The organism is Neochlamydia sp. S13 (assembly GCF_000648235.2).
In the GTDB taxonomy this organism is placed as follows: domain Bacteria; phylum Chlamydiota; class Chlamydiia; order Chlamydiales; family Parachlamydiaceae; genus Neochlamydia.
This window is the reverse complement of the sequence record NZ_AP017977.1, coordinates 469,436-496,299: the sequence shown is the minus strand read 5'-3', so window position 1 is coordinate 496,299 and position 26,864 is coordinate 469,436. Positions and strand designations below refer to the sequence as shown.

The following is a 26,864-nucleotide window of genomic DNA, read 5'->3' as shown; positions in this document are numbered from 1 at the left end:
AAAGGAATTTTTTCTCTTATATTCAGAAGTAGGGTTAGACTGTTTGCCCATTTCAATCTGCAATCGTAATTAAAGCTATCCATTTGTTGTGATTAGGGCAAACAGAATTCTATCGCTTAGAGCACACTAAATACAGTACCAGCAATTTGTGCTGCACCACTTATTATTGATGCCGTGTCGCTCAAGTTACATTGACTGTCAGTGGCTTGTGTTGTCGTGGTCGGCCCCTCCTGGGGGAGGTAAGCAGATGGACGTGGCGCTTGCAATGCTTTCCATTGAGCGATGGCATATTTTATACTTTGCTTGACTTCACTGAGTTCAAACCCACTGCTAAATAATAAATCCAATTCTTTCTTAATCTCCTCAGCAAGCTTATTTCTAGAATTAGTTTTTTCATAGTCTTCCCCCACTAACGAAGCAAAAAAGTCACTAGAACCTAACTGATCAATAATAATGTTAAAAATTTCCTTACGTTCTTGGCTTGATATATTTTTGCCCGTCGTTATAAGCATTCTAACTGATCTACTTGCTACTTGAGTAGCACATTCTTTAGTTGCTTCATTATAGGCTTTACGTACAAAAATGGGGCGATTATGGCTCATGTGAACCGGTTGAGGATTTGAACTTAAATAAGCAACGCAAGCTGAAACCTTACATGACTTAGCTACTCCTAATGCTGTAATACCTTCACGATTAACATGATTGAGGTTGGCGCCTGCTTCAACTAATCTATGCACAATTTTCATATCAACATTTCCTCGACCTCGACATGCAAAAATAAGCGCAGTGTCAGAATTTACCTCATTTGCTATATTAATATCAGCACCTGCGTCTATCAATAAATCTACAATATTAGCATTCCTCTCAGTCTTATGTAAAAAGCAAGCTTCCATTAAGGGAGTCGAGCCTCCTTCATTCAAAGCCACAAGATTTACATCAGCACCATATTCAAGTAGAAGCCTAACAATTGATTCCTGCCTCAATATACAAGCCTTATGCAGGATTGAGTAGCCTTCTTCATCATATGTATCAAGATCTTTTGTTATGGGAATAAGATAATGAACGGCTGCAAAATTAGAATGTTTGTAAGCAAACATTAGAGGAGTCTTGTTAGCGTTATCTTTCTGATTGGGGTCAGCACCAGCGTTAACTAAATACTCGATAATCTTTAGGCTCTGATTACCATTAACGCAGCAGGCGTAATGAAGTGCAGATCGACCCGTTTTATCCAAAACATGTACATCTATTCCCTGCTGGATTAGAAGGTTTACAACTTCCACATTACCTTTTTCGGAAGCAGTATGCAAGCATGTTTGGTTATCGTCGGTAGTTTGATGAAGATTAGCCCCTGCACTTATAAGGCTGTGAATGATGTCAAAATGAATTTGTGCTTCATTACAGGCATGATAAAGGGGGGATTGATTAGATTGATCTACTGTATTTACATTCGCCCCTTGCTCTATCAAATAGTTAACAAGGCTAAGATCGCCCACGCTGCAGGCTGCAGTTAAGGGAGTATGGCTTCCGCTAAAATCTAATTCAGACCCTGCTGCAATTAAAATTTTTATTATTTCTAGATTAGTTTTTTTGCTAGCACAGGCTAAGACTAGAGCGGTATTATTTTTTTCATCTACTACATCAATGGAATAACGATTCTTTTTTTTAATTTCAATTTCAATAATTTTCTTTAGCTGCTTTACATTTCCCTTTTTGACTGCTTTATGGATAGCCCTTGCTTTCCCTCCCCCCAATCCCCTTGCATAAGATTCCAATTTGTAATCTCCGCTACTTAATTGATGAAGTTTGAAAAAATGATTTTCTACATACGATTTAGCCCCGTTTGTTGCCATTAAAGAAGGTATATTACTAAAATAGGAGGAAAGTTCTACTTGCTCGCCTTCTGATTTTATAAGAAGAATTTTTTTATCGGCAAAAATTTGAATTTTAGAAATCCTATTTTTCTCCTCAATGCCTGCCTGACATAAGTGCCTGGGGCCAAGCTCGACTAAGAATAGATTCTCGTATGGTCTTCTATCTTGCCTTTTTTCGACAAAAGACATGCGATTCTTGCATGCTTCAGGTTGATCTTTTTCATAAAAAAATTTATTTAAAAAATGGTTTACTATAGGCTCCATAAGGTTTACTCCCCGGCTAAATTTTTTATTAATTTTTGCCTAGAAAATATGATAGGCAAACTTTATTATTTACAAAATAGCACTAATTAAATTGATATAATTTTTATACAAGCTTTATTTTTTCGCAAGCAAATTGTAAATATTTGGAACTGAGTGGGTAGCAGGGCATTTTAATTAAATTTTTTTACAGATCACCCTAACTATTATTGACAAAAACCTTAGGGTCCAAGAATCATCCCGAACAGCCTGTCTTCTTCGCTTGGCAGTTCCACGCATACCTCCCAAAGTCTATTCTAATCAGGGTGCTTGCTAATCTTCTAAGAATGACTAGATTTTCAGCTGCATGATCTGTGGCTGGCAAGCTACTATCTTCTTTAAAATTCACATCACTATTTCCATGCAAATAATTTTTTACGGTCCAATAGCTCTTAGCATTCTTTCCTGCCTCTTTTGACGTAAGCACAATATTTACAGATATAATAGCTTTTGCTTCCGTTGTTTTTCCTTAGATTGTTAGCGTAGAGGTCACTTCTATTAGGAAGCTATAGGTCCTTCCAATCTTTTTTGCAATCTAACCATGCAAAGTCATTGTTAGCTACGCTCCACGTTCTTTTATTCTCCCATGCCTTTTCTCGCCATTGAATACTGTTTTGCACTCCGCTTCTTTATAGCCGATCGTTCTTGCTTGCTCAAAAAAACTTTCAGCTTTTAGACAGTAACTTTTCTTGATTACCTTATAGAGCAATTTACCGCAACCCTCCCTACCCCTCTCATAGTGATCGTAACATTAATATCCATAACCTCAAGCAATTCAGGGATCACCATAATCTCATTTGATTTTTCATCTGCTTTTATCAGCCTCAGCAATAAACTACGCCGACTATTCTAAGCAGAAACTAAGGATATTTTTTTGCTTCTTGCAGATCCTTTAAGATGTTTACCATCAATGGCAATCAGTTTGCTTTTTTCCATCTTCTGGTAAGGATAGCATCCATTTTACAAAATACTTCTCGATATGGTATGGATCTAATAGCTTGGTTCTTTATCTATCCCTCACAAACGCTTAAACATTTTTTATTTAATCTCTGCTAGGCGTGGATCTCAACTAGCATGTTGGCTCCTGCAAGGATTGCACCCAAAGTCGTGATTAAGGGGTTGCCAAGAGAATATGTCAGATTGTCGTTCGCATAAAGATTGTTAATCTCTCTAAAACCTTGGCAAATCGTTTCAATAAAGTTTTGGCTGTCGGCAAGTGGCTCTACACTCCTATGAGTTCTTTAGCCTCTTTGATTTGCATGGGCACACGCGTGATAAATAAGCTTTGTTCTCTTTTAAAGACTTGTAAGGTAGCTGGCGTATAAAGAGCACTATCTCCTACTATATAGTACTACCTCGTTAAGTAGGTTTCTAATATTAATGTAAGTAAGTTTTGTTAATTAAGGAGGGGGCAATGGATCTAGATCAATTAAATTCCATTCGCGAGCAACTTAATGAATGGATCAACGTTTTTAAAGTCTACTTAGGAAGATCAGAAAGAGTCCACTGGTGCAGATTATACATTTCAGGACTAATATTAGATGGAGAAAGAAAATCTATCGAACCCATGGCAAAAAGACTTCCTTATTGCATCCATTTTAGAAAGAAAAATTGTGAACTATTTGTTAGTGCTGATCTAAAAAAGCAAAAATTCAAGAAATTTTGTTGCTGAAGATGAAAATTGATTAAAAATTAAGAGTTTTGGAGCAGGGGGTAGCCTTCAAGATAGGGTTTTAATGCAATTAAAAGAGAAAATGAACTTTTGTAGCCTGAATAAAGACGCTTGGGAAAATTTTGAGCGACTAGCCAGTTGTAAATTAAACGCATATTATGACCAATTCCACATAAAATGGGTTTAAAACAATCTCCCAATCGGCTTTTAAGATAATTGCGTCCCAGTTTGCCATCATTTTTCATGTGGCCGATATGAGGTTCTATCGCTTGGCGTCTTTTGATTTGAGTTTTGATCCAATAATTTAAGCCTTTTCTTTGCCCAGAAATAAATATGTTTTTGCCTTCTAACGTATGACCTCGATAACCTTTATCTACAAAAGCTATTTCGATGTCCTTGCCGCTATTATATTGAGCATTTTTAAGGGCTTCTTCAAGCATGTGCCCATCGTACGGATTGCCATGGATGAATCTGCTATCTAACGCTAACCCTTCTTGATGAGTAATCACTCGCGAAGCTTTGCAGCCAAATTCATATTTTTTCTCAACTTTACCTTTAGCAATACATTCCACATGGAGCTCATGCAGGCTATACACTTTAGGTGAATCGTTTCTTTTTTGGTTAAAAATACATGTGATAGTTTCTAAAAAAGAGCTTTCTGGCTCAAAGGCTTGCTCTTCTGTCTTTCTTTCAAAATCGCGTATTAACCTTCCTAAATAGCCATTCAGCCTTTTTTCTTCTCTTTTAGCTCTTTTCATTTGGCGAGCGCATAGCCAGCACGCATGCACAAAGCTGTTTTAGCTAGCTTCTCGTAAGTTTGTCGCAGAGTGATTTGGTAATTATCAGCCATTTTTACAAGTGCCTGAATAGACTTAAAGTAAAGCTTGGCATCGGTAGGAAAAGCGATAGCTTTAGGCATCATTGTTGTATCGGCAATGACTTTTTTAAGGCTTTTTTTTCACTGCGCCTGTCAAAACAGCTGCTGCTATCGTTCCTTGTAAAATCTTGCTAAATCTAGCTTCTCCTAACCTAGACCTCCATTTAATTAAAAAAGTAGGGTGGATAGGCAGCTCATGCTGGAAATGATGATATCCACAAAAACATTGCCGATAAAGATTTTCTACCCATCGATACACCACATTTTCATCCGAAAGTCCATCCATGTGTTGCAAGATAAAAAGCTCTACAACTAGCCTTACAGGCTTAGCTGGTTGGCCTACATTTTCTACAAATAGCTTATCAAACTCTTCTTCCAGCTGCTTCCATTCAATCAACTTGGATAGCTGGACAAGAGGATGATTCTAGTTAATTCCATTGCTAAAGCGGGATTTAAAAAGGCGGCCTTGTTGGTTATTTGGCTTGTTTGGTTTCATAGTAAACTTTGCAAGAAATTAGGGGGTTTGGTAATGATTTACTTGTAAAAAAAATATAGAATTTTTGAGAAAAATGCTCCTAAAATCTTGCCTCAGGGAGAAAATGCTTTAAATCATGTCGAACTAAATATAGTCAAAATCATTAGCTTAAAACTCAATTTTATGAAATTATTTCCTTTAGACCTCTTCATACATTATAGAGGTAGGAGCATGTCGCCCGAAAGTGAAGTAGACGTAGAGAGTTTTTACGTGGGAGAAGATAATTATTTCTTACCCCTCAACGCTAAGAACTACTCAAAAATTATCAAAAAATAGGGTTCAAAAGCTTTCACGTTAATATTTTTAGGATTAACTTTTATTCCCCAAACAAGCAATTATTTAATTGGATAGAAATTGTTTTATTAGCAACCCCTTATTTTTTAACTTTCCTCTTAAAAATTCTCAAGAAGGTCTATCCTTTTAAGTAAGCAAAAAGAAGGGAAAAGAAACTCTTGACTAAACATTTTAGCGAGTTGTTCTTATCTTTTCGAGGACGTTTGTTACATACTCCTTAGAAGGCGGCTCTAATCCTTCGGCTGTGTAGTAAGCAAAAGCTGCTACTCCTGCAACAATAAATACAATAGGAGCCCAAGTGATAGTAAAGAAGGCTGTTACTATCCCCGCTATAAGTGCCACAGAAGCTATCTTTGCTATCAATATTTCTCGAATCTCTGAAGTGTTATTAAAGCGAAAATTGTTAAGGCAATCTCCACTGATTAGCCGAGTACTATAAAACTGAATTTGATCGATCAATCCCATACATCCTCTTTTATTTAATATTAATTTAAAAAACAAGTATAAAAAATGTTATTAATAGTGGCAATAATTATTATTAATATATTAAAAATCTACTCAGGAGGCAAATCATTTGTTAAGTTTCCCAATTTATCAAAATTGAAGCAAAAGGAACAAGAAAAATACTAGTCTTCTAAATGTAAAGGGGTGTATTCATCAATTAATAAAGAGTGACAAAGAGTAAAATGAATTTCTTTAGGATCTATCGCTTGAGGCATTTGAAATCCTTCTACAATTTTTTTAGAATCCCATTTCCATAGATAATGATTAGACAAAAGAATAATCCAATAATCGTGACTACACCTCCACAACTTTGCCCTTTTTTGCTTAATCTGAGAGGCAGCTGTAACTTCATCTAAAGAAAAGCCTTCTCTACATATACTTTTTATCTGCTGTAAAGCTAAGTTTAAAGTAGAATTAATTTGTTTATCATCCACATGAAATTGAACGGTTATCCACGGATATTCTAAAGAAGGATATAAGGGCAGCTCATACCTTACATCCATTCCCCTACTCTCCGAAGAATGGTTTTTTATATGGTTTCTTAAACGAGTTTCTATCATCTGGCAAGCAAGCTCCAAGTGTTCTAAGCGGGTAGGATCCAAGCAGAGATGGAGAGGCAAAGACAAATAAACTAAACTTTCTTGGTTATGGGGAAGATGGTGAATTTTAGTCACCCTAACTTTAGGAGCTTTCTTATAATGAGGAAGGATAAATTTCTGGTCTATCTTTTGGACATCCAAAGCAGAAAAACTGTCACTACAAAGTTTTTTTATTTTTTCGGGATTAACTTTACCTACAATGATGCAGACAAAGTCTGCAGGATTAGAAAAAGCTGCACGAAAAAACCTTTCAGACTGACTCACCCTAGCTTTTTTAAGATCTGTAAAACTTAAAGGGTTTAAAGCATGCTGCTCGTGCACCGCAATAACTTTTAAAAGCCTATCGCTATCTACTTCTCTGCCTCTTCGTGTCAATTCATCCTTTTTACTTTTTAGCACGTGATTGAAAGCTTCAGGAGTACATCTGGGCTGTTGAAAAATCTTCTTAACTAACGTAAAAAATATTTCCAGACTTTCAGGGGGGAAAGAAGCGTCAATGGATCGAACGAAAGGTTCTATTTTAATATTCAATTCTATGGATTGATCATATAAGAGCACCGCTAACTTGTCAGGGCACCATTCCCCTATTCCGGATTCCATAGCTACGCTAGCTGCCAATTCAGCTGAAGCACGATCTTCAGGTTCCACAGATCCATACCCCCCTAGGGCCACCAAACGCACAGAGATTTCATTTTCCTCATCATTTGTTTGCTTCAATATGACTTTCATACCATTCTTCAAGCGCCATTCACTTATAGGAAGAGTAGAAGCTTTCTTTTCATCAAAAACTACCTCTCGGACAAGATTCTCGGGATCGAAGGATAAAGATTTAGCGTTTTCTAAGCCCTCAAGAGAAAAGAAAGGCAAGATGTAGAGAAAAGAAAGATAAATTTTACCAAGCATGAATCGTTGTTTTTTAAAAAATTAAATATTATTTCGGAGTATATCAAGGGATTGTTAAGAAATATTAAAGAAACTTCTTCTCCTTTTGCTGATTTTAAGTAATACACATTGACAAGAAGGGTGGAAATTGCTTAACCTAGCCGCATATTTGTAATATTTGAGCCCAAGTGGTGAAATTGGTAGACACGCCAGATTTAGGTTCTGGTGCCGTAAGGTGTGTAGGTTCGAGTCCTATCTTGGGCAAATTTCCAGAAATAGTAATATTTCTGGTTTTTTCATTTTGTAGCTCGTTGTTTTTCTGCAAGATAAGAGATAAGGTTGGGTTCATTCCCTCGGCTCGATAATTTCCCTATTGAAAAACTAATTTTCCACCCTACATAAAAACAAGCATTTGCCGTTTCATATCCCAAGGCGCCATTTGGTGGTAAGCATCCCTATGTGTCAAAAGATTAATGCCATATACCTGCTCTATATTTCAAAGGCTGTATCATTAAACCTTTAGTGCTTCCCTATCAAGCTTTAATTTCTCCATTTGACTCCGACTATGAAGTTTGAGACGGTTATAAGAGTCAGCTTCCAGCTCGCCTGTTATAAATCCTTGTTAATCAAATTTAGGTACGCTAGCTTCATGGTTAGTTAGCTGGCTCTTGAATTTGCTGAGCTGCAGCTCTCTATCACCTTCTTTAGCTTTAAAGGTAGCTTCCATCATGACTAAATATAGCTCTACATCTTCTGGATTAGGACAAAGGCCTTTCAAATAAATATCGAGCTTATCATTAATCTCTAAGGCACTCACTTCCCTTCTACATCCTCTGGGATAGTGGATAACAAACCTATTTGCTGTCATAGCCGGAAGACTGACTTTCGGTGAAGTTTCGACCGCAATCCGAGACCTTAAGATGACAGTATATTGGATATATCTCACAATTTTCTCTCGATTTCGCCCACAAAGACTCTCATTCGAGGGTAAGCATTAAGTTACATGTGATACATGGCTCAGAAAAGAGCTTATCTAGGAAAAGCTTCAGCATAGGTCCGAGAAACCCGTGCAATATCCTCAGAATTCATATCTCTAATTTGTAGTCGAGTAGCGCGAGGGAATCACACCCTCACGCTCTCACAGTTCCGTACGTGAGCCTCTCAGCTCATACGGCTCCTATTGTCTAGTCGCAGGTAATACGACTTTGCTGTATTCATCGATTCCTCCTGTTTCCAGTTGTTCGATTAATCTTAAGCTAAACAATATAGTCCCCTTCGCTCCACCTTCATTACAAAGGCTTCTTCGCTACTACGGGCTATTCCGCCCCTGTTCCTTGCATCGGTACTCTGGTTCTTATGGGGCTTCCATTTGAACTTCTCCCTTTTCATCAAGGCGACAGGTTCCCACGTTCCGTATAAGAGCCTGTAGTTAAGTTCACGCCACCTTTATGCCGGATGCCATCTAAGCAGTTAATATTAGGTTTCCCTTAGATTTGTCCTGGGTTAACGACTACCCCCCAGTTTTGACATCATCCTTACCCTTTCGACACGTCATCAGTGATTCATTTGCATTCGTCTCCTTAACTCTCACCTGATATAGTCTTGCTATACCTTTTCCTTAACGCTCACCACATGGACTCTTTATCCATGCAGCTTAAGGTGGTTTGTAACCTATGCCTAAATCATCGGTTACTAGGGGCCTTCCCTAATCTCTTATACAGCATCTTTAACCCGCCATTGGCTTGTCAAAGTTCGTGGCGCACAATCATCTAGGGTTTAAGCCATTCCTCTTATTTTCCTAAGGCAGCAATAGGTTTATTCGAATGGGATTCACTAATCCAAGTGTGACCGCGTGATGCGGATTTGGCAGGACTAATCATAATGCTAACATCTTGGCCTAATTCGTTGAGGAAGCGGATAAGTCGTTCAAGTGAAAAGCTACGCAATCTTCCGCGAATTAAAGCAGAGATTTTTGGTTGGTCTATTCCTAAAATTTTCGATTAGGTCATCTGTCTTTTTATAGATTTTTTTCAAATTGAAAATCTATAAAAAAACTGGCGTTCACCTTTATAATGTTTAATTAAAGAAAAAAACAAAAACATCCATAAAAGGAACGCCATGAAAAATGTTACTATAAATTCTAAAGAAGATCAAGAAAGACGACTGCAAATCAAAAACATCCATCAGCAGATGAAAAATTTGGCTGTTCAAGGAACGGGAATTAGTCCTTGGGAAGCTCAAATTTTAGTGGGTCTGATTGAGGAAGTGTACTTTTCCGAACTTAACCAAAGCCATTTAAAACCAGGGCAAATTAAATATCATTGTGTAGCAGCTGAAGAAGGAGCTGGCAAATCTTTAAAAGAGTGCAAGATGTTACCTGTGGTTTTGACGTTGTTTGACCAAAGAGACAAAGGAAATTTTTCCCAAGATAATAATAAAGATAGAAGTGTTGAGCTAAGAAGGAGAAGACTTGTGCGTATAGCTGAAGAAGCTAAAGAGCAAGGAGGATACTTAACGCAAGAAGACCTAGCAGAATTGTTAATGTGCGATATAAGAACCATTCGAAGAGATATTAAAGAGCTTAAAGCAATAGGCATCTTATTACCCACCCGAGGTCAACAAAAAGATATAGGCCCTGGTGTCAGCCATAGAGCTATTGCCATACGGCTTTGGTTGGAGGGCAAAGAGCCTGTGGCTATTGCCCAACATATTAAGCATAGCATAGAAGCTGTGGAAAACTATCTACAGAAGTTTAAAAGAGTAGCCTTTCTTAAAAGCAAACATTTCAATGAGTTTGAAATAGCCTTAACGGTAGGGATTTCCATCTATGCTACTAAAACCTTTTCTCTGCTATATGAAGAGTTTAAAGATAAAGCCTTTTTTAAACAAAGATTGGAGGAAGTTCATATAGTCGGTGCCCAATATTATCATGCGCAAGATGAAAAAAAAAGAATGATGTCGTCGAACGACTCTATCAGGAACGAGCGGAGGCTGCCATGAAGAAGAACATCGATGCAAACCATGCTACATTTTGCCCTCAAGCATTTAAATGCTTTGAAGGTGCTTTGGAAGCATTTTTTTCGCATGAGTGCCCGCAGCTAGGAGGAACAAGGACAAGGCAAGTACTGGTTAAATCAATAGCGGATATGGTGCGTCAATTTTATCCGCAGACCTCTCATATGCAGCCGGGACAAGTTACATGGCCGACAGTCCACCGCAACGAGTTTTCATCTTATGGAAAATCTATTCAAAATACACGTTTAACAACGGTAATTTTAGATTTGGTAAGCTCGCAAGATGCTATGGAAAGAGCTAAGGGGAAAAAATTAAGGGTTATAAAAAAAGAAGCTGTGGCACGGATGTGTAAGCAAGCTTTTGATCAAGAAGGTTGCTTAACCCACGCGGAATTAGCTATTTTGTTAAAGATATCACCCCACAGTGTGGGCAAATATATTAAGGAGTGGGAATTAGAAAACCGTGAGGTTCTTCCAAGAAGAGGATCTATCCATGATATAGGCCCTACTTTAACTCACAAAACAATGATTATTGAAAAGCTCTTTATCGAGCAAAAAACTGTTCAGCAAGTGAGCAGAGAAACAAAACACTCTTTACCAGCGATACAAAGGTATATATCCACTTTCAAGCAAATATTGCTATGCAAACAAAAAGGTATGTCTACAGAAGAAGCAGCTTTTTCGGTGGGTAGGACATTACGCTTAGTCCATGAATATGAAAAGATTATTGAACAATATAAGGAGAAAAATTATGTTATAGCCGCGTTATTGAAAAGTGAAATTGGAATTGAAACAAGAACCCAGATAACAATAAATGAAGGTGTTGATAAAAAATATTAATCAGAAAAAAGATTAGGTTAAATGCCAGTTAATGACAAGTGTCCTTATTTCGGCAGCTTGCTTTTGTTTGAGTTTTTTCTTTTTAATAAGTTTAGCAATCTGACGAGCAAGCTCAGCTTTAGCTAAAGCTTCCTCAGGATTTTCAATGCCTAGATCAGCAAATACATTCCCTGAACTTTCTTCGTACTTAATCACTTTTTTCATAACCGTCTTCCTTTCTCTTTTAATTCCTTATATAGAAATTTTGCATCTTTTAAGCGACGTTTGACTGGCTTTTCAATCTTTTTTTAAGCTGTTGCTTTCTATCTTTTTTAGATTTAAAAGTAGTCGTTCATGGCTTGTAAACAAGAGAGAACTCTTTTTCTCAGCTTATCCTCATTCTCTTTCTTCCATCCATTATCTTCAAACTGTTCGTTAAGAAAACAAACGAATGCTTTGCTGTCGGTTTTCTGAAATTTTTTAATTAAATACATTTACAAGCCTACTAATCTGTTGGCTCATAGGCATTGGCAATAAGAGCCTAGCGTGTACTTCTTACACCCATGACCCTAAGAAGTCATCCTTGCATTAAAGAGAAGAGAGCTTTAAATCGCTGACGGTTATTCGATTGAATATCAAAGGAGCATTAAAATTAAAAACCTACGACTTTAGCGCAGGTATTCGAGGAATCGGCTGATGGTTTTGCCTTGCAAACCAAAGGTCATATCCATTTTGAAGATTAAGCCAAAATTCAGGCGAAGTCCCTAAGGCATCCGCAAAATCTAGAGCTATTGCCTCCGTTACGCCTCGTTTTTTGTTGATGATTTCACTAATTTTAGGTTGAGTCCAAGTCCCTCCCAGGTAACTAGCAAATTGCGCTTGCGAAAGCTTAAGAGGTTTAAGAAATTCTTCTAACAACACCTCTCCAGGATGTATGGGTGATCTATTTTTTGGAAGCACGATTTCCTCTTTTCTTGCCTAATGATCATCTATAATTTCAACTTGCTCTGGCCCTCGGATACCCCAAGTGAATACAACCGGATATTGATCATTAATACGAATGCTGTACTTACCTTTAAAGCTTCCTTTTAAAACCCCCAGCCTATTTGCTGGCTACCTTTTAAGATCCATCCAATTAATCGAGGCATTTAGCATATCTAACTTTCTACAAGCAATTGAGTATAATGGGGAATCTAATCTTTTTCTAGCACGCTTAGAATTTATTCCGTGCAAAATGTCTGAGGTGGGCTTCAACAAACAATTGAATTAAGCTTTTTATCTCATTTTTATTCCATTATATCGAATCTCGATATAGTGTAGTATAAAAAATCCAGTTACCTTAAAACAGAGTAGGCCTCTTGCAAGGCCTACATATTTAATTCCAAGTTATAGATTTTGCGATTAAGTTGAAGCGAAGTGTAAATCTTTTACGTCTATTTCTGAAGCGATCTGCTAGGATTTTAAATCGTTTGAAAAGCTCAATCATATTTTCATCGCAGGAAAGCGTTTTTAAGCGGACCTTAAGTTCCTGAGTTGTTGCCAGCAGCTCTTAAATTGGACTTATCAGTAACTATATCTGCTTCTCAAGAAGCTGAACATACGTTTAAACTTCTTGAAGAAGTGGGTGTAAAACACCCTCTCTAACTGTAAGTAATTTTTTTAATTTTAAGGTATTATCCAACCTAGCAAAATTCTTACGTAGAGGAAAAAACCGGAAGAATTACCTTTTCAATAACTATTTCTTCTGCGCTAAACATATATAAGCTCTTTTATTCAGCTTTATTCTTAATTGAAGTGTGATTTTTTAATTTACACTTCTTTTTCAATGAAAGCAAGCTTTTGGCTTGCCAATTGCTTTACAACTGGATCCGAAGAATGAAATGCTGCCTGACTATACCAATAGCGAGCTGATTCTCCATTTTTTTCTATTCCTTCTCCATTTTCATAGCAGTAAGCCAACATCAATACCGCTTTTGCATGGTTCGCTAGATTTATAGCTCGTCTGTAATATTCTAAAGCGTATTTCATATTTACTTCTACACTGTTTCCCTGGTAATAACAATTTCCTAGCTGAAATAAACATTCTGCCCTAACACTTTCTTCTAAAAGAGGATCATTAGCAAATAAGTAATTCCAATAAAGAGGAGATTCTAAATCTTTTTTGGTAAACAAAGGCTGAAGCTCTTGTTTATGGGAATTGAGGTAATAATAATAAATATTCTTAATTTTTGCTTGTGTGGACGGACTATATATTCCATCAACTTCTTGAAGGAAGCGGGTAAATTGGCACCCATCATAAAATGTAGTCTGATTGTTTTCATCTACCACTGCTGCTAAAATGTAATCTAAATTTTTTTTAGCATTTTCGTCCGCAAGTTCTACAAAACGTTTATTTCTGCACCACTCAATTTTTTCAAGGAGTCTAGAAAGTTCAAAACTAATCTTTGAGTTTTTTACTTCGTGCCCCTTAACTAAGGGAGGATTATAATTACTACTTATATTTGAATCATTTATAAACATAATCAACCTTATCATTTATTTTATTTATTATAATATTTTATTTGGAGAATTTATGTCTAGCCCGATACAACCTCCACGTCCTAGCTCTAATACTTCATATCTTCAAAAAGAACACAAGAAAAGAAAAGAAAAGAAAAAGAGAAGCGCCAGCCCCTTCGAGCGAAGAATCAAGCCAGGCTTCCCTTTTCCCACATGCTTCTCATGCAGAAAAAATACAAGCTGTAAAGGTTGGAAGAAATCAATCGTGCAAAGAAAATCAGACACACGCTTTCCCAAGAGTTAGTCGAGTAGCGCGAGGGGATCACACCCTCACGCTCTCACAGTTCCGTACGTGAGCCTCTCAGCTCATACGGCTCCTATTGTCTAGTCGCAGGTATGGCGCCCATTTTCCAGTGAGCAAATAGCTGAGGTTCTCGTTTTGCGATCCCTCCCAACCAATGCATTGCCCTTCTGCTGTGGCCTCTTAACTTCTTGTATTTCCTTTCCGCCCACCTTGCTAATGTACGGTTTGCAACATTGAAAATTTGATAGAGTTCTGATTTGTAATATTTACCATAGTAGTTGATCCAACCTCTTATCATGGGGTTAAACATTCTTGATAAATCTACAATCTTCTTGTCACTGCGCAGATGCATTTTCCAACTTCTCATCGTACTCGTTATTGCTTTCTTTGCTTTATTGCTTACTGCGGGACTAAAGTTGATGAAGAGCTTTCCATACCGATTCTTTGATCTTCTGGCTCTAAAAGTATATCCCAAAAAATCAAATTTCTCGTTTAGGTATCTTTTTCTTCGTTCATCATCTTTGCAATAGACGATTTTTGTCTTTGCAGGATGCAACTCCAGTTTGCATTGAGCTAAGCGTTCTGCAATAGCTTTCTTTATTTCGTTGGCTTGCGCTTCCGTTTGACAGTGAACCACTATATCATCAGCATAACGCTCGAATGGATTACCTGGATAGCATTTCCTCATCCATTCGTCTAAGGCATAATGAAGAAATAGATTGGCTAGTAAAGGGCTGATTACACCCCCTTGTGGAGTCCCTCTATCTCTTTTTATAAGTTTCCCGTCTGCATCTTGCTCTGGCGCTTTTAGCCAGCGTTCTATATACAGAAGAATCCATTGGCTTTCGGTGTGTTTCCTTACGGCTCTCATCACGAGCTCGTGGTCTAAATTATCGAAAAATCCTTTGATATCAAGGTCAATAACATAGTCGTTGCGCCAACATCTCTGTCTAGCGACTCCTACGGCTTCTAACGCTGATTTTCCAGGTCTGTACCCATAAGAATCAGGATGAAAATGTGGGTCAATCTCTGGCTCTAGATACAGCTTAACGACCATCTGTGCGATTCTGTCTGATACTGTGGGTATTCCCAGCTTTCTCAGCTTTCCATCACTTTTTGGTATGGCAACTATCTTTACGGGAGGCGGAAAGTAGCTCCCCGACGATAGGCGATTCCAAAGTTTATACAGATTGTCTTTAAGATTCTTTTCAAATTCTTCTATAGACTCTTCGTCAACACCTGCTGCTCCTTTGTTAGCTTTTACTCTCTTGTATGCTTCCCATACAATGGATTTAGAAATACAATACGACTTTGCTGTATTCATCGATTCCTCCTGTTTCCAGTTGTTCGATTAATCTTAAGCTAAACAATATAGTCCCCTTCGCTCCACCTCCATTACAGAGGTCTCCTCACTACTACGGGCTATTCCGCCCCTGTTCCTTGCATCGGTACTCTGGTTCTTATGGGGCTTCCATTTGAACTTCTCCCTTTTCATCAAGGCGACAGGTTCCCACGTTCCGTATAAGAGCCTGTAGTTAAGTTCACGTCACCTTTATGCCGGATGCCATCTAAGCAGTTAATATTAGGTTTCCCTTAGATTTGTCCTGGGTTAACTAAGACCCCCCAGTTTTGACATCATCCCTATGCTTTCGACACGTCATCAGTGATTCATTTGCATTCGTCTCCTTAACTCTCACCTGATATAGTCTTGCTATACCTTTTCCTTAACGCTCACCACATGGGCTCTTTACCCATGCAGCTTAAGGTGGTTTGTAACCTATGCCTAAGTCATCGGTTACTAGGGGCCTTCCCTAATCTCTTGTACAGCATCTTTGACCCGCCGTTGGCTTGTCAAAGTTCGTGGCGCACCAAAATCAGCAAAACGAAGAATCTGCTGCCGTCTCTTCTACTTTACCCTCACCTCCTCCTCAGCCTACTTACATACAACCTCCTCCTCCTCCTCCACAACCTCACTATTACTCTCAAGGTATATTACCCCTCCCTTCCTATCCATCACCTCTTTTTCCTCTTTGGCATACACAGATGCATCCTTCGCAACCGTTTAATATTTATCCTCAACGGAGGACATAGTGGATGAAGTGATTAACGAAATCGATGCTGAAGAAGAAGTAGAAGGAAGAACACTGGCTCTCAATTTACTAAGCCAGGTGGCAGAAGGAACACTAACCCCTTTTGAAGCAACCAGCCATTTAAAAGATCATATTTTAAAGATTTTTGAAAGAATAAAAAACGACCAATTTAAATGGAAGGCTGGATTAAAGAAGCAAATATTGCTAAACGGCGTGATAGAAGCGATGGGTGGGACCCAAAAAAGCAACAAGCCAAAGCCATTCAGATTGTTAAAGATTTTCTGGAATGAGGGTACGCTAAATCCTTATAAACCTGACTTAAAGTGCAATTAAAGGACTGGCATTACTATCATTAACTATACCTTCAAAAAATCTAGGAGTTTGATTTTCTATGTTATGCACTTTTGAGCAGCTCTTTATGCAAGCCTATGCTTAATAAAACTGTGTTTTTAAGGAGAAAGCCAGCTTAAAGGGTTAATTCTCTTTTTAGCTATACAAATAAAGTTTCTTCAAGAGGTATTATAAGCTTCATTAACAGTCTTGGGATAGTCTAAAGGAAATGTTTGCTTTGAGAGTGCTCGTATCAAGCCCAAGCTTGTTTGCATCCCTATCATGACAGAGTAATAAGCTGCTCCCCAGAAATATAGCAATCTTAACTAAGGTCCATCCTTAAAATCTTCCGCTAGCAAGAAAAAGTGCTTTAAATCAGCTCACCCTACTTTAACATTTTCTGCGTGATTCAAACTCAACTCGTAGTTTTACTTACTTAATTTTGTTAACCACCTTCCCCTTCAAATTTTTTTATCGTTCAAATGTTAGGGGAAACTTAAGCTAATTGAGTGCGAAGAAGAGAAACCATCTTTTCGGCAGCAGCTTCCTCATCCCACACCATGGGTACTTCTGCAAATTTAAGAAATTGATGATCTACTTTATAATGGGAGCGTGCAATAATTTTAATATAGGGGTTAATATGATAGGCCACTTGAATAATCGATTGAGTTATATGCAAATCGGGCGTAGTGACTACCATTAGCTGAAGGTTAGTAAGATCAGCTTTTTCCATGATCTGAAACTGGGTGGCATCGCCAAATATGGCTTCAATCCCCTTTTCTTTCATGGCAGCTACAGTATCGATATTCCTATCTATCACGAGAGGATGGAAGTTGCTTTCCTTAAGATAATGGGTGACTGCCCGGCCGACAGGACCATAACCGATGACTAAAGCTCGGGGCAGAAAAGATTGTTGAAGATCCACATTTTTATATAAGGCTTCTAAGGATTGATCCGCCTCCTTATTTTCAGGAAAAAGTTTTTTTGTTTTTTTGGAAGCTAAAGGTCTAAATAGCTGAAATAAAAGAGGATTTAACATAATACTAATAAAGGCGCAGGCTACTAAAATATCATAGGCGTTGTCTGACAATATCTTCAGCTGGTTTCCTTCTTCGGCTAAGATAAAGGAATATTCACCTATTTGGCTGATGGCCACTGCTACTGAAATCGCTATACTTTGCGGATACTTGGCTAACTTAATGATTAAAAATGCCATCATCGGTCTTAAAGCCAGAATGATAAAAAGCAAGCCGAAAAAAAGAGGCAAATTATTTTTAACTACTGCAGGATTAAAAAGCATTCCTACGGATAGAAAGAAAATAACCGCAAAAGCATCGCGCATAGGTAAGGCATTAGCAGCAGCTTGATGGCTCACTTCTGTTTTTCCTACGACAGTTCCGGCAATAAAAGCGCCCAATGCTAAAGACACTCCAAATAGATAAGCACTACCAATAGCAATAAAAAAGACACAAGACAAAATTGCTAAAGTAAACAATTCATGCGAGCGGGTCCGAGCGACGACAGTTAAAACTTCTTTGACCAGCTTTTCTCCCACATAATAAATGATGACCCCTAAGGCGATGATTTTTAAAATTAAAGTTCCTAGTGAGTACATAAATTCTACACCAGAATTTTCGCCACCTAAATTAGATTGCACCAACGTAGGCAATAAAATAAGTCCTAAGACGGAAATGATATCTTCTACGATCGTCCATCCTAATACTGTGTGACCTTGAGGAGTCTGAAGTAAATTTTGGTCTACTAAGCCCCGTACAATAACTACTGTACTAGAGACACAAATGGCCAAGCCAATCACAAATCCAGCTTGCATGGTTTGACCCAGATAAACGCTTAAAAATATGCCAGCTCCAATAGAGAGAAGGGAAAGAATGAGGGCGCCAGGCAATACAATCTTTTTTACAGCTGCCAAATCATTCCACTTAAAATTAAGGCCTACGGCGAACATCAGCAGAGTTACCCCGATGTTAGCTAATTGTTCTGATAAACGAGGATCGGCAACAAAACCGGGAAAATTAGGTCCAATCAAATATCCAGCAATTACATACCCTAGGATAGGCGATAATTTCATGCGATGAGCAGAATATCCCAAAAGGCACGCTAGCCCAAACCCTATAGCTAAAATCCAGATAATCTTTAACTCTTCTGACATATCTTCCCCAATTTCTTTAAGATTAAAAACTCTTAAGAACAAAATAAGTTCCAAATTTTTCTAGTAAGCAGGCAAAAAAACAGTAAAATTATTTATTCGCATACACAAGAATAAAGATCAATCATAAAGAGAGGATGGCTATAAAGCCTATCCATGAGCTCTAGGAAAAATTTCAAAATAATAACCAGTAAAAATTTTCTGAAAACCAGAATAGAGCTTCTTTGTCCGGCGGCGTCTTTTCCTATTTACTGGCTCAATTGAGCAACTTCGAGAAGAGGTTTGTAATAATCAAGCAAAACTTGCTTAAGCTTATAAATTAAATTTAAACATAAGGAGATTCTATTAAGAGAAAAAAGAAATATTTATTAGCAAAGAAAACACACAAAATGTAGGCATATAATTCTCATTTTATGTAAGATAACGCTTTTAATCAGAGGGTTGTATGTTCAGTATTCAATTCGCTTACCTTGCCATGATTGCTATCGTTACCAGCTGCAATTTTTTGGTTCAATTTCCTATTAATGATTGGCTTACATGGGGATCTTTTACTTATCCACTATCATTTTTGGTCACTGAAGTTAATAATTGCTTGCATGGCCCTAGAGTTGCTAAACGCGTCGTCTATGTAGGCTTTATGCTGGCATTTTTATTATCTATTTGGTTGTCTACACCTAAGATAGCTTGTGCTTCAGGGCTAGCTTTTTTGATCTCTCAGCTATTAGATATCAGCATTTTTGCTTCTATGCGAAAAAGGACATGGTGGTTTGCCCCTTTATTTGCTTCAATAGGAGCATCTTTTGTAGATACTTGCATCTTTTGGAGTCTAGCGTTTTGGGGAGAGCCTGTTCCGCTGATGAATTGGGCTCTTAGTGACTTAAGTATTAAAATACTTTTTGATTTTGTATTATTAATTCCTTTTCGCCTAGCTATCCAGAAAGCCACTAATCCCCTCCGAGAGTCTCTTCAAGCTTAAAATAAGAAGTGATTTATGGTAGGGGCGCAATAGTAGCGCGGATAGAAAAAACACGGTAGTTTTCCTTTGCCTTTCTTAAAAACATATCCGCTTCTATCTAGGAAAATCCAAACTAGCTTTCTTACAAAATCAGCATAGAAATGCTTGAAGAAAGACTATTTATTTTAATGGCTTCCAAAAAACTTAATGTCTTTTTCTAAAGGTGATCAAACGTTCTTTTCCAAAAAGTTTTTAGAATGCAGAGGATGAGGCAAACCTTATCTTTTTAAATAAAATAATTCATAGTAGACAAAGCAAAAGTAATGAAAATAGGTGCTTTTCGTGTTCTAATCTCGTATAACTTATTGATGATATTTGAAATGCTTAACACGATTAGGCTAGGACATAAGATATTAAGCAAAGGGGCAAGCATGCTTGCAATTCCACTAAAGCCTAAATTAGCAATTCCTAATGAGATACCTAATGTAATGCCCAAAGGTAATAAAGGACCTTTGTCGACAGGCAAAAGGTCATTCTGGATGTAATCGGCACAGATACTTACCAGCGGAATTGCCGTGGTCAAGCAAGCCATGGCTACCGCTAAACATGCCACAAAAGCGCCTTGAGGGCCTAATAAATGCATCGCAATAGCTGACAAGCGCTCCTCAGGTAAATGGTTGGCAGGCAATACATGAGTATAAAAGGAAGCCACCGAGGTCAGGCCAATATACATTGCAGAGAGTAGGCCTGCAGCTAAAAGGCTTGCTTTAAGCATTTTATTAAAAATCTCATGTCGTTTCTCCCCGCTGCTAGCCTCTTCATGGTCAGTCATAAAATGGCTTAAAACTAAAGGAGCAAAAATGAAAGCTGCAATTAAATCTAAAGTATTATAACCCACATGTAAACCCTGATTAAATGCTTCTACGGGTGCCCAGGAAACCAGATGGGCTTCAGGTGGATTAATAAAACCTACAACAAGAATACATCCTAGACAAAGTAATAGAAGAGGAGTCAAAACTAATCCCAAAAAATTAATCACTTTATTTTTTCTTAGAGTAAAGCCCAAAACGAGTAGAGAGGATAAAATGCTAAAGGTAAAAAGAGTCACATTTCCGGGCATATAAGGCTTTAAAGTAGCAAAGGAAAGTGTAATTAAGCGCGGAATAGAGCCAATGGGGCCCAAAATTGCCTGTATGATAAATACTAGGATAAGACCTGGCCATTTACCTGTTTGGCCAAAAAATTGTCGATAGTCACCTCGAAACATCATCATGGCTATCAAGCCTAGTAAAGGTAGGCTTACACCTGTTACTAGCAAGCCCAGCATAGCAAAAAAGTTTTTATCGCCAGCGTTTCCTCCTAAGATTAAGGGCCAAATGAGATCCCCGGCACCGAAAAACATGGAAAATAATGCTAACCCTGCTGCCATTACACTGGATGACTTTTTAAGAGACATGTTTTTCTCCATTCAAATAATAAGCAAAGCTACAAATAATACAATTAAACTCTTCAAAAAGGCAATAAACTTTTTCAAAAGGCGCGTGCATTAAGAGCCTTAGAGATTCAAAAGGATAAGATGAACTAAAAAAGAAAAAATTGATGAGTTAAAGAGAAAAATAGTGAACAACACTCCCTTCCTTGTTTTTTTCTTCAAGCATTCCTTTAAGAGCTCCTACAAAGAATGCTTAAAAAAAACTTTAGCTAATTAATTATCTGTTCAATATCAAGCCTCAAAGAGAGCTTAGCAGACTAATTATATAGAAAACGCTATTCTATGTCAATTAACAATAATGGCAGCAAAATATAAAGAATAAGCTAGTTATAACTGTTAAAAATACTTCATTTGCTTCTTATGATTCTATGCTTTACACTATTCGTTTAACTGCCTCTGGGACCTCTATTTATATGAGAAAAAATGCTGCTATAGGTGTGATTTTTAATTCCAATAAATCTCAAGTTTTGCTAGTCAAACGTCAAGATATTCCTCTTTGGGTCCTACCTGGTGGGGGCGTTGAAGAGAATGAAAACTCTTGTCAAGCTGTTATTAGAGAAGTGCTAGAAGAAACGGGTCTCACCGTAAAAGTCCTAAGAAAAGTAGCCGAATATACTCCTATCAATAAACTCTCGCGCTTTACTGAAATATATGAATGTTCCCCTTTAAAGGGAGAACTACAAAAAGGCGCTGAAACAAGAGAGATTGATTTTTTCCCCCTTCAACAACTCCCTAGCCACTTTTTTTTCCTACATAAGGAATGGCTTCAAGATGCACTTAGAAACGAGCCTCACGTTATTTATCGATCATTAAATCATGTAACCTATATAAATCTAATAAAATATTTTTTTAAGCATCCCACATGGGTTTTACGCTTTTTAATGACTTTGATGAAAAACAAGGAATAAGCTGCATAAAATCTGCTTTCAAGCTAAACCATCATTTGCGTACCTTTTAAATAATCCTTCTCAATAAAAACTCCCGAGAAAAAAATTTAAGCAGAACCCGGAAGAGCAAATAAAAAGCGCCCCCCTTATCTTTCTTATCCTTTAGGAAAAGGTGTGGCACTTTCCTAAAGGATAAGAAACTTGAAAAGGGCAGAAAAGCAGATTTAAATTTTTCTAGAGTGAGGAGTTTAAAACATTTATATCCATTATTTCCAAGCTCATCCACTCTCTTTAATATCTGCCTAGACCAAGCTTTTAAAAAAATAAGCTCTTATTCTTAATGAGTATGCTCATGATCATCTGAAGAATGCTCATGGTGCTCATTGGAAGTAGGATTTTCCGCAGAGGGAAGCTTGTCATTCAGCTTCTGCTGATCTTTAAGTTGGAAATCTCTCTCTCGTTTTCTGCGCTTAATGAGATCAATCTGGCATTCATAATTAATCACGTGAAACATCTGTTTAAAATTTTCCCACTCGTCAGCAAAGGTTTCTATCATCTTTATATTTACGTTCTGCTTAATAGCGGTAAGCTCAAATAACATTTTATGAGCACTTATTAAACGTTTAGGAGTGTCAGCCTCGGCCGGCTTTATCTTTTGCTGAAGAAAGTATGCCGTAATAAGATTGGCAATTTCATCCGAAGCTGAATCTTTAAGTTTTACCCATCGGATGAAGTTATTGCGTTCAAAGGGAGTAGAAAACTTACTATTATTAAGCTCGGTGATCCCTTTATACATAGTTTCGATATATTGATCGATCTGATTGAACACCAGCTCATCATGATAAATTCCACAAGGCATTTGACAGTGGGCCATTAAAGATCCTGTATGGCAGAGTAAGGCTATTATCCCCTGTACCAGAATAGTTTTTTTCATCGATTCTCCTTTTTTTAATCATCCCTTAAGTGTTGTATGTGTTAAACGAAAACTTAAGAAAAATTTATGGGTTTTAGCAAAGTAATAAGCAGGATAGGCTTTTATCTCATCTAAAAATATTTGACAAGTGCTTGCTTACTTTAATAGTTTAGAAAATGCTAGAAAAACATAGCATTTGCCTTGTTAACGATAAAAAATTATAGAGCTTAAAGGGCATGTCTAAAGCCTAATTTCTGTAATAAATAAAGAAAATAGAAAGAGATAAAAAACCTTATCTATAGACAAAAAAGCTGGCTGCAGGGCGGCAGTAAAAGTCAATCCTGCTTCCACTTAAATAGCGATTTATTCAGTTAAATCTTCTTTAAGATTTACCACTTTTATTTTTAGGCATTTTTTCTTAGAAATGAAAGCTAGGCTCTCCTCTATAGAAAAAAAATAAAGGGCCTTTAAAAAAGTTTTAATAAATATAATTGGTACTTAAAATGAGTTATAAAAGCTCTGCGATTAGGCAGAAAAATGGCCTAAGGGTTGAATTTTAATTTGAAAGAGTTAGGCTTAGCTTAAGCCAAATAGATTCTAAAAAACAAAGAAGACTTTCATCTAAGATTGTGCCCTTGAAAAATCCAATAAAAAATCGTTCTTGTGCTTTTTCTTATCAAATAAGAAACAGGTATTAGTCCATCTATCTAGATATTTTTCATGCTCCCTCAGATTGATAAGCTACTAGATGGTTAACTTGTGTTAAAACGCTGGATAGAAAAACAGTAAAAGAATATAAATTTGATGTATGCAGCTCTTTCTTCTTAAAATTAATCGATACGTAGAACAGTTTTTTTTTCAAGCTTGGTGGGTCATTCTGTTTGGCCTTTTTATCTATATGCTATTGGAACAGGGTATGAAAGTACGGGATAAAGAATATGCTACCCTTCAAGAGCATTACCAAGAGCTAGAAAAACAAAAGAAAGAAGCGTATGCTTTGCAAGAAAAGCTTTTAATTGAAATTAATAGCCAAAGCGATCCGGCATGGGTCGAGCAAGTTCTTATGAAAGGTTTAGGTCTTGTGCCCGAGGGACAAATTAAAGTCTTTTTTGATAAATCGATGGCAAGCAAGCCATGATAAGTAGTTTAATTTTAATTGTAGTTATCTTATTGCTCACACTTGCTTCTGGTTGGTGCTCTGCTTCAGAAGCAGCGCTTTTTTCTCTTTCTTCTACAAGAATTAAAAGCTTTAAAAACAGTGAAGATTCACGCGAACGCTTGATCTCTAGGCTGCTTGCACAGCCGCGTGAGTTGCTAATTACCGTTTTTCTTCTTAATACGATCGTCAATATTCTCCTGCAAAACGTTATCTCACATGCTTTTACAAACGCTGGTGGGTGGCTAATGGCCGTAGGCTTACCTTTTGTACTTTTATTAGTTTTTGGCGAGATTGTACCTAAGTACCTGGGGATACAAAACAATGTTAAACTTTCTAAGCATACCGCACCTGCTTTAGCTTCTCTACAACGCCTGCTATACCCGATCAAAACGTTTATCATCTACATTCTCTCCCCCATTTCGCGTGTATTTTTTTTCTTTCTAAAAAAAGATGCCGTTATATCGCGCGAAGAACTTCATCACGTGCTAAAAAAATCTGAGGAAGCGGGAATTCTTAACCATGAAGAACGAGAATTAATTGGAGGATATTTAAATCTGCAGGATACAAATGTAAGAGAAATCATGCGTCCGCGCCAAGAAATCCTATTTTATAATAAAGAAGATCCTTTAACAAAATTAATTCATCTTTTCGTGGATAAGCAATGCACTCGTCTCCCCGTCTGTGAAAACGGCATTGAAAATGTTTTGGGGATCATTGATGCCAAGCAGTATTTTCTCCATCGGCAAGCCATCCACACCTCCCAAGATTTAAAAAATTTCTTATGGCGCCCCTATTATATTCCAGAGACCACCCCTTCGCGTACTTTATTAAGGCGATTCGAGGAAAGTGGCCAAGAAATAGCTCTGGTGGTAGATGAATATGGCTCTATTTCTGGCTTAGTTACCTATGAAGATATCGTCGAAGTTGTCGTAGGGAAAATTAAAGATTTACGCGATCAAAAAGTTATCTTTACCCAAGCAGGAAAAGACGAGATTATTGCGAGTGGGAAAATGGAATTAGATGAATTCAATAACTATTTTGAAACGGATTTAAAAAGTGAAAGTATGGTTACCTTAGGGGGATGGCTAACAGAACAGCTGGGAGATATCCCTAAAAGTGGCACTAAATTTGAGAACCACACCTTTCTCTTTCAAGTTTTATCGGCTGATCCAAACAGGATAAGAAGAATATACGTTCGAAGGCTTAAAAGCAGGTAGCATTAAATGAATCTTTCGGCAGGCTGGTGGCTATTTTTTAATATTTTTTCTATTTTCGTTTTAGCTTTTTTCTCTATGGCAGAAATGGCTTGTGTCTCTTTTAATAAGATAAGACTGCAATATTACTATAGCAAAGGTCATACACGAGCAATTTGGCTTAACGATCTTCTTCATAACCCCTCGCGATTATTTGGGACCACCTTAATTATCGTTAATTTAGCCATGGTGATTGGATCGGAATGTGCTCGAGTTTTTCATCAAAGTATAGGCCTTGATCCTGATCTTGCCCCTTTATCGCAGGTTATCCTAGTCGTAATTTTTGGCGAGTTAGCTCCTATCTTGGCAGCTAGGCGCTATCCTGAGCATATTGCCATGATGGGAGTACCGATTGTTTATTTTACTGCCAAATTGATGGCTCCCATTTTATGGGTGATTAGCGGACTTTCAAAATTAGCCAATTATTTAATTGGAGGACGAGAATCTAATGCCAACTTCTATCTTAGTCAAAAAGAGCTTCAGAAGCTTTTAGAAGAGCAAGATGACATTAAACTCCACAGCTCGGAAAACAAGGAATTTGAAACGATTACTGCCAATATCTTTAAGATGAATAATAAGGAAGCACGCCAGCTCATGATCCCTATTGGCCAAATTCCTACCATAGGTGCTACTGCTACGATCTTAGATGCTAAACGTTTAATGGCTAAAACAAAAGAGCGTTTCTTAACCGTTCACCTTGGGGAAATGCATCATATTATAGGAATAGCTTTCCCTCGGCTATTGATTCGCGCTGCCGATAATAAACGGCTACGTGACTATTGCCTTCCTCCTTGGTTTATCACCCAAAATACTAACATCATGCAGATCCTCAAACAATTTAAAAGCAATAATCAGAGTGTAGCCGTTGTCTTAGATGTCAATGGACAAGCCTCCGGCATCCTTAGCCTAGACTGCATTATGCAAGCCATCTTTGGATCTCACCCTCACCCTATCCACAAGCAAGACACTTTACCTAATCAATTAATCATCGATAGAACCCTACCTGGTGATATGACGATTGAAGAGTTTTATAAACAATTTGATGTAAAACTAGCTGATGAGAAAAAATTAAAGCTATCAGAACTAGTCCTTTCTAAGCTAGGGCACATGCCTGAGGAGGGAGAATCGATTTATATCGAGCCCTTCGTTATTACAGTCAACGAAGCGACCCTACTAGAAATCAAAAGCGTGATGATTACCACTCTTCAAATTTGAAAACTAGAAAAAGCATAAAAATTTTCCTCTCTTGAAATTAAATTTATTATTTTATCAATTTTCTTTTACCTATTTAGGCTAGCTTCTTAAGTTTTTTGCTCACAAATCTTTCATTTTATCGCCTGCATAACATACTAAAAAGCTTAAAAGGAAAAGTTTTGCCAATTGTAGGCTACCTATCTGAAAACTTTGCTCAAAGGCTAGGGAAGGTAAATTCCTCTTTATTCACCATA

At 37.5% G+C, this 26,864-nt stretch carries 26 protein-coding genes, 1 tRNA gene and 1 pseudogene; 11 read left to right on the top strand and 17 right to left on the bottom strand.

Going from position 1 to position 26,864, the window contains the following annotated elements; all coding sequences use genetic code 11:
* Positions 1 to 116: 116 nt before the first annotated feature.
* Positions 117 to 2,135: an ankyrin repeat domain-containing protein gene (locus TY21_RS01925; protein ID WP_042239476.1), complete on the bottom strand. Its 2,019-nt coding sequence runs from the start codon at positions 2,133 to 2,135 to the stop codon at positions 117 to 119.
* Between the two features lie 1,450 nt (positions 2,136 to 3,585).
* Here TY21_RS01925 and TY21_RS01920 point away from each other — a divergent pair.
* Positions 3,586 to 3,843 (top strand): transposase, encoded by a 258-nt coding sequence (locus TY21_RS01920; RefSeq protein WP_042239480.1) that lies wholly within the window; start codon positions 3,586 to 3,588, stop codon positions 3,841 to 3,843.
* A gap of 20 nt (positions 3,844 to 3,863) precedes the next feature.
* Here the strand turns inward: TY21_RS01920 and TY21_RS01915 are convergent, their stop codons facing one another.
* From TY21_RS01915 to TY21_RS01900, 5 genes are all read right to left on the bottom strand, one after another.
* The gene (locus tag TY21_RS01915) at positions 3,864 to 4,601 is read right to left on the bottom strand and encodes a DDE transposase (RefSeq protein WP_042239482.1); all 738 of its coding nucleotides are present in this window, start codon (positions 4,599 to 4,601) and stop codon (positions 3,864 to 3,866) included.
* Complete coding sequence (locus TY21_RS10915) at positions 4,598 to 4,765, bottom strand: hypothetical protein (protein WP_158623000.1); 168 nt, start codon at positions 4,763 to 4,765, stop codon at positions 4,598 to 4,600. The genes TY21_RS01915 and TY21_RS10915 overlap by 4 nt, the downstream gene beginning before the upstream one ends.
* Positions 4,766 to 4,787: 22 nt before the next feature.
* Positions 4,788 to 5,117 carry a transposase gene (locus TY21_RS01910; RefSeq protein WP_052354378.1) on the bottom strand — a complete coding sequence of 110 codons (330 nt, stop codon included), beginning with the start codon at positions 5,115 to 5,117 and terminating at the stop codon, positions 4,788 to 4,790.
* A gap of 603 nt (positions 5,118 to 5,720) precedes the next feature.
* Positions 5,721 to 6,014 carry a hypothetical protein gene (locus TY21_RS01905; RefSeq protein WP_042239484.1) on the bottom strand — a complete coding sequence of 98 codons (294 nt, stop codon included), beginning with the start codon at positions 6,012 to 6,014 and terminating at the stop codon, positions 5,721 to 5,723.
* Positions 6,015 to 6,175: 161 nt separating this feature from the next.
* Positions 6,176 to 7,555 (bottom strand): insulinase family protein, encoded by a 1,380-nt coding sequence (locus TY21_RS01900; protein WP_042239486.1) that lies wholly within the window; start codon positions 7,553 to 7,555, stop codon positions 6,176 to 6,178.
* A 161-nt stretch (positions 7,556 to 7,716) separates the two neighbouring features.
* Between TY21_RS01900 and TY21_RS01895 the strand changes: the two genes are divergently transcribed.
* Positions 7,717 to 7,798 (top strand) — tRNA-Leu (locus TY21_RS01895).
* A gap of 358 nt (positions 7,799 to 8,156) precedes the next feature.
* On the opposite strand, the gene TY21_RS01890 is transcribed toward TY21_RS01895, so the two are convergent.
* Both TY21_RS01890 and TY21_RS11795 read right to left on the bottom strand, forming a co-directional pair.
* Entirely contained in the window at positions 8,157 to 8,480 is a 324-nt protein-coding gene (locus TY21_RS01890; RefSeq protein WP_130589483.1) for a hypothetical protein, read from the bottom strand.
* An 844-nt stretch (positions 8,481 to 9,324) separates the two neighbouring features.
* The gene (locus TY21_RS11795; protein WP_368668645.1) at positions 9,325 to 9,519 is read right to left on the bottom strand and encodes an XRE family transcriptional regulator; all 195 of its coding nucleotides are present in this window, start codon (positions 9,517 to 9,519) and stop codon (positions 9,325 to 9,327) included.
* A 133-nt stretch (positions 9,520 to 9,652) separates the two neighbouring features.
* On the opposite strand from TY21_RS11795, the gene TY21_RS01880 reads away from it, so the two are divergent.
* A complete protein-coding gene (locus TY21_RS01880) occupies positions 9,653 to 10,534 on the top strand; it encodes a DUF1670 domain-containing protein (RefSeq protein ID WP_130589482.1) in 882 nt (293 codons plus the stop codon).
* Positions 10,531 to 11,388 carry a DUF1670 domain-containing protein gene (locus TY21_RS01875; RefSeq protein WP_130589481.1) on the top strand — a complete coding sequence of 286 codons (858 nt, stop codon included), beginning with the start codon at positions 10,531 to 10,533 and terminating at the stop codon, positions 11,386 to 11,388. Before TY21_RS01880 ends, TY21_RS01875 begins: the two co-directional genes overlap by 4 nt.
* A 12-nt stretch (positions 11,389 to 11,400) precedes the next feature.
* Here the strand turns inward: TY21_RS01875 and TY21_RS01870 are convergent, their stop codons facing one another.
* From TY21_RS01870 to ltrA, 6 genes and pseudogenes are all read right to left on the bottom strand, one after another.
* Positions 11,401 to 11,592, bottom strand: a complete 192-nt coding sequence (locus tag TY21_RS01870; RefSeq protein ID WP_052354582.1) for an XRE family transcriptional regulator — start codon at positions 11,590 to 11,592, stop codon at positions 11,401 to 11,403.
* A gap of 435 nt (positions 11,593 to 12,027) precedes the next feature.
* The gene (locus TY21_RS01865; protein ID WP_042242378.1) at positions 12,028 to 12,327 is read right to left on the bottom strand and encodes a HigA family addiction module antitoxin; all 300 of its coding nucleotides are present in this window, start codon (positions 12,325 to 12,327) and stop codon (positions 12,028 to 12,030) included.
* 18 nt (positions 12,328 to 12,345) lie between these two features.
* Positions 12,346 to 12,468: a type II toxin-antitoxin system RelE/ParE family toxin gene (locus TY21_RS11790; RefSeq protein ID WP_197725091.1), complete on the bottom strand. Its 123-nt coding sequence runs from the start codon at positions 12,466 to 12,468 to the stop codon at positions 12,346 to 12,348.
* 266 nt (positions 12,469 to 12,734) lie between these two features.
* Positions 12,735 to 12,862: pseudogene (locus TY21_RS01855) on the bottom strand (IS5/IS1182 family transposase); the annotation flags it as partial.
* Positions 12,863 to 13,176: 314 nt separating this feature from the next.
* Positions 13,177 to 13,887, bottom strand: a complete 711-nt coding sequence (locus TY21_RS01850; protein ID WP_052354581.1) for a sel1 repeat family protein — start codon at positions 13,885 to 13,887, stop codon at positions 13,177 to 13,179.
* A gap of 356 nt (positions 13,888 to 14,243) precedes the next feature.
* Complete coding sequence (gene ltrA, locus TY21_RS01845) at positions 14,244 to 15,494, bottom strand: group II intron reverse transcriptase/maturase (protein ID WP_174232785.1); 1,251 nt, start codon at positions 15,492 to 15,494, stop codon at positions 14,244 to 14,246.
* A 536-nt stretch (positions 15,495 to 16,030) separates the two neighbouring features.
* On the opposite strand from ltrA, the gene TY21_RS01840 reads away from it, so the two are divergent.
* Entirely contained in the window at positions 16,031 to 16,261 is a 231-nt protein-coding gene (locus TY21_RS01840) for a hypothetical protein (RefSeq protein WP_042240118.1), read from the top strand.
* Entirely contained in the window at positions 16,261 to 16,593 is a 333-nt protein-coding gene (locus TY21_RS01835) for a hypothetical protein (RefSeq protein ID WP_042240122.1), read from the top strand. Before TY21_RS01840 ends, TY21_RS01835 begins: the two co-directional genes overlap by 1 nt.
* A gap of 493 nt (positions 16,594 to 17,086) precedes the next feature.
* Here the strand turns inward: TY21_RS01835 and TY21_RS01830 are convergent, their stop codons facing one another.
* A complete protein-coding gene (locus TY21_RS01830; protein WP_042240199.1) occupies positions 17,087 to 18,760 on the bottom strand; it encodes a cation:proton antiporter in 1,674 nt (557 codons plus the stop codon).
* 442 nt (positions 18,761 to 19,202) lie between these two features.
* Between TY21_RS01830 and TY21_RS01825 the strand changes: the two genes are divergently transcribed.
* Positions 19,203 to 19,733 carry a VUT family protein gene (locus TY21_RS01825; RefSeq protein ID WP_039385714.1) on the top strand — a complete coding sequence of 177 codons (531 nt, stop codon included), beginning with the start codon at positions 19,203 to 19,205 and terminating at the stop codon, positions 19,731 to 19,733.
* A 265-nt stretch (positions 19,734 to 19,998) separates the two neighbouring features.
* On the opposite strand, the gene TY21_RS01820 is transcribed toward TY21_RS01825, so the two are convergent.
* Entirely contained in the window at positions 19,999 to 21,168 is a 1,170-nt protein-coding gene (locus TY21_RS01820) for a branched-chain amino acid transport system II carrier protein (protein WP_042240129.1), read from the bottom strand.
* 449 nt (positions 21,169 to 21,617) lie between these two features.
* Between TY21_RS01820 and TY21_RS01815 the strand changes: the two genes are divergently transcribed.
* Complete coding sequence (locus TY21_RS01815; protein WP_042240202.1) at positions 21,618 to 22,112, top strand: NUDIX hydrolase; 495 nt, start codon at positions 21,618 to 21,620, stop codon at positions 22,110 to 22,112.
* 316 nt (positions 22,113 to 22,428) lie between these two features.
* On the opposite strand, the gene TY21_RS01810 is transcribed toward TY21_RS01815, so the two are convergent.
* A complete protein-coding gene (locus tag TY21_RS01810; protein ID WP_042240132.1) occupies positions 22,429 to 23,025 on the bottom strand; it encodes a superoxide dismutase [Ni] in 597 nt (198 codons plus the stop codon).
* Positions 23,026 to 23,812: 787 nt separating this feature from the next.
* Between TY21_RS01810 and TY21_RS01805 the strand changes: the two genes are divergently transcribed.
* From TY21_RS01805 to TY21_RS01795, 3 genes are read left to right on the top strand one after another with little or no spacing between them, the layout of a single operon-like run.
* Positions 23,813 to 24,142 carry a hypothetical protein gene (locus TY21_RS01805; RefSeq protein WP_042240136.1) on the top strand — a complete coding sequence of 110 codons (330 nt, stop codon included), beginning with the start codon at positions 23,813 to 23,815 and terminating at the stop codon, positions 24,140 to 24,142.
* Positions 24,139 to 25,380: a hemolysin family protein gene (locus TY21_RS01800; protein WP_042240139.1), complete on the top strand. Its 1,242-nt coding sequence runs from the start codon at positions 24,139 to 24,141 to the stop codon at positions 25,378 to 25,380. The genes TY21_RS01805 and TY21_RS01800 overlap by 4 nt, the downstream gene beginning before the upstream one ends.
* Positions 25,381 to 25,386: 6 nt before the next feature.
* On the top strand, positions 25,387 to 26,631 hold the full coding sequence (locus tag TY21_RS01795) for a CNNM domain-containing protein (protein ID WP_042240142.1): 1,245 nt from the start codon (positions 25,387 to 25,389) through the stop codon (positions 26,629 to 26,631).
* The last annotated feature ends 233 nt before the right edge of the window (positions 26,632 to 26,864 follow it).

What these genes read in the sequence shown, in the direction of transcription:
- TY21_RS01870 (WP_052354582.1), bottom strand. Translation starts at nt 11,592, where the DNA reads ATGAAAAAAGTGATTAAGTACGAAGAAAGTTCAGGGAATGTATTTGCT.
- TY21_RS01800 (WP_042240139.1), top strand. Translation starts at nt 24,139, where the DNA reads ATGATAAGTAGTTTAATTTTAATTGTAGTTATCTTATTGCTCACACTT.
- TY21_RS01810 (WP_042240132.1), bottom strand. Translation starts at nt 23,025, where the DNA reads ATGAAAAAAACTATTCTGGTACAGGGGATAATAGCCTTACTCTGCCAT.
- TY21_RS01925 (WP_042239476.1), bottom strand. Translation starts at nt 2,135, where the DNA reads ATGGAGCCTATAGTAAACCATTTTTTAAATAAATTTTTTTATGAAAAA.
- TY21_RS01915 (WP_042239482.1), bottom strand. Translation starts at nt 4,601, where the DNA reads ATGAAAAGAGCTAAAAGAGAAGAAAAAAGGCTGAATGGCTATTTAGGA.
- TY21_RS01900 (WP_042239486.1), bottom strand. Translation starts at nt 7,555, where the DNA reads ATGCTTGGTAAAATTTATCTTTCTTTTCTCTACATCTTGCCTTTCTTT.
- TY21_RS01815 (WP_042240202.1), top strand. Translation starts at nt 21,618, where the DNA reads ATGAGAAAAAATGCTGCTATAGGTGTGATTTTTAATTCCAATAAATCT.
- TY21_RS01875 (WP_130589481.1), top strand. Translation starts at nt 10,531, where the DNA reads ATGAAGAAGAACATCGATGCAAACCATGCTACATTTTGCCCTCAAGCA.
- TY21_RS01805 (WP_042240136.1), top strand. Translation starts at nt 23,813, where the DNA reads ATGCAGCTCTTTCTTCTTAAAATTAATCGATACGTAGAACAGTTTTTT.
- ltrA (WP_174232785.1), bottom strand. Translation starts at nt 15,494, where the DNA reads ATGAATACAGCAAAGTCGTATTGTATTTCTAAATCCATTGTATGGGAA.
- TY21_RS10915 (WP_158623000.1), bottom strand. Translation starts at nt 4,765, where the DNA reads ATGATGCCTAAAGCTATCGCTTTTCCTACCGATGCCAAGCTTTACTTT.
- TY21_RS01905 (WP_042239484.1), bottom strand. Translation starts at nt 6,014, where the DNA reads ATGGGATTGATCGATCAAATTCAGTTTTATAGTACTCGGCTAATCAGT.
- TY21_RS01820 (WP_042240129.1), bottom strand. Translation starts at nt 21,168, where the DNA reads ATGTCTCTTAAAAAGTCATCCAGTGTAATGGCAGCAGGGTTAGCATTA.
- TY21_RS01830 (WP_042240199.1), bottom strand. Translation starts at nt 18,760, where the DNA reads ATGTCAGAAGAGTTAAAGATTATCTGGATTTTAGCTATAGGGTTTGGG.
- TY21_RS01850 (WP_052354581.1), bottom strand. Translation starts at nt 13,887, where the DNA reads ATGTTTATAAATGATTCAAATATAAGTAGTAATTATAATCCTCCCTTA.
- TY21_RS01825 (WP_039385714.1), top strand. Translation starts at nt 19,203, where the DNA reads ATGTTCAGTATTCAATTCGCTTACCTTGCCATGATTGCTATCGTTACC.
- TY21_RS01920 (WP_042239480.1), top strand. Translation starts at nt 3,586, where the DNA reads ATGGATCTAGATCAATTAAATTCCATTCGCGAGCAACTTAATGAATGG.
- TY21_RS01795 (WP_042240142.1), top strand. Translation starts at nt 25,387, where the DNA reads ATGAATCTTTCGGCAGGCTGGTGGCTATTTTTTAATATTTTTTCTATT.
- TY21_RS01880 (WP_130589482.1), top strand. Translation starts at nt 9,653, where the DNA reads ATGAAAAATGTTACTATAAATTCTAAAGAAGATCAAGAAAGACGACTG.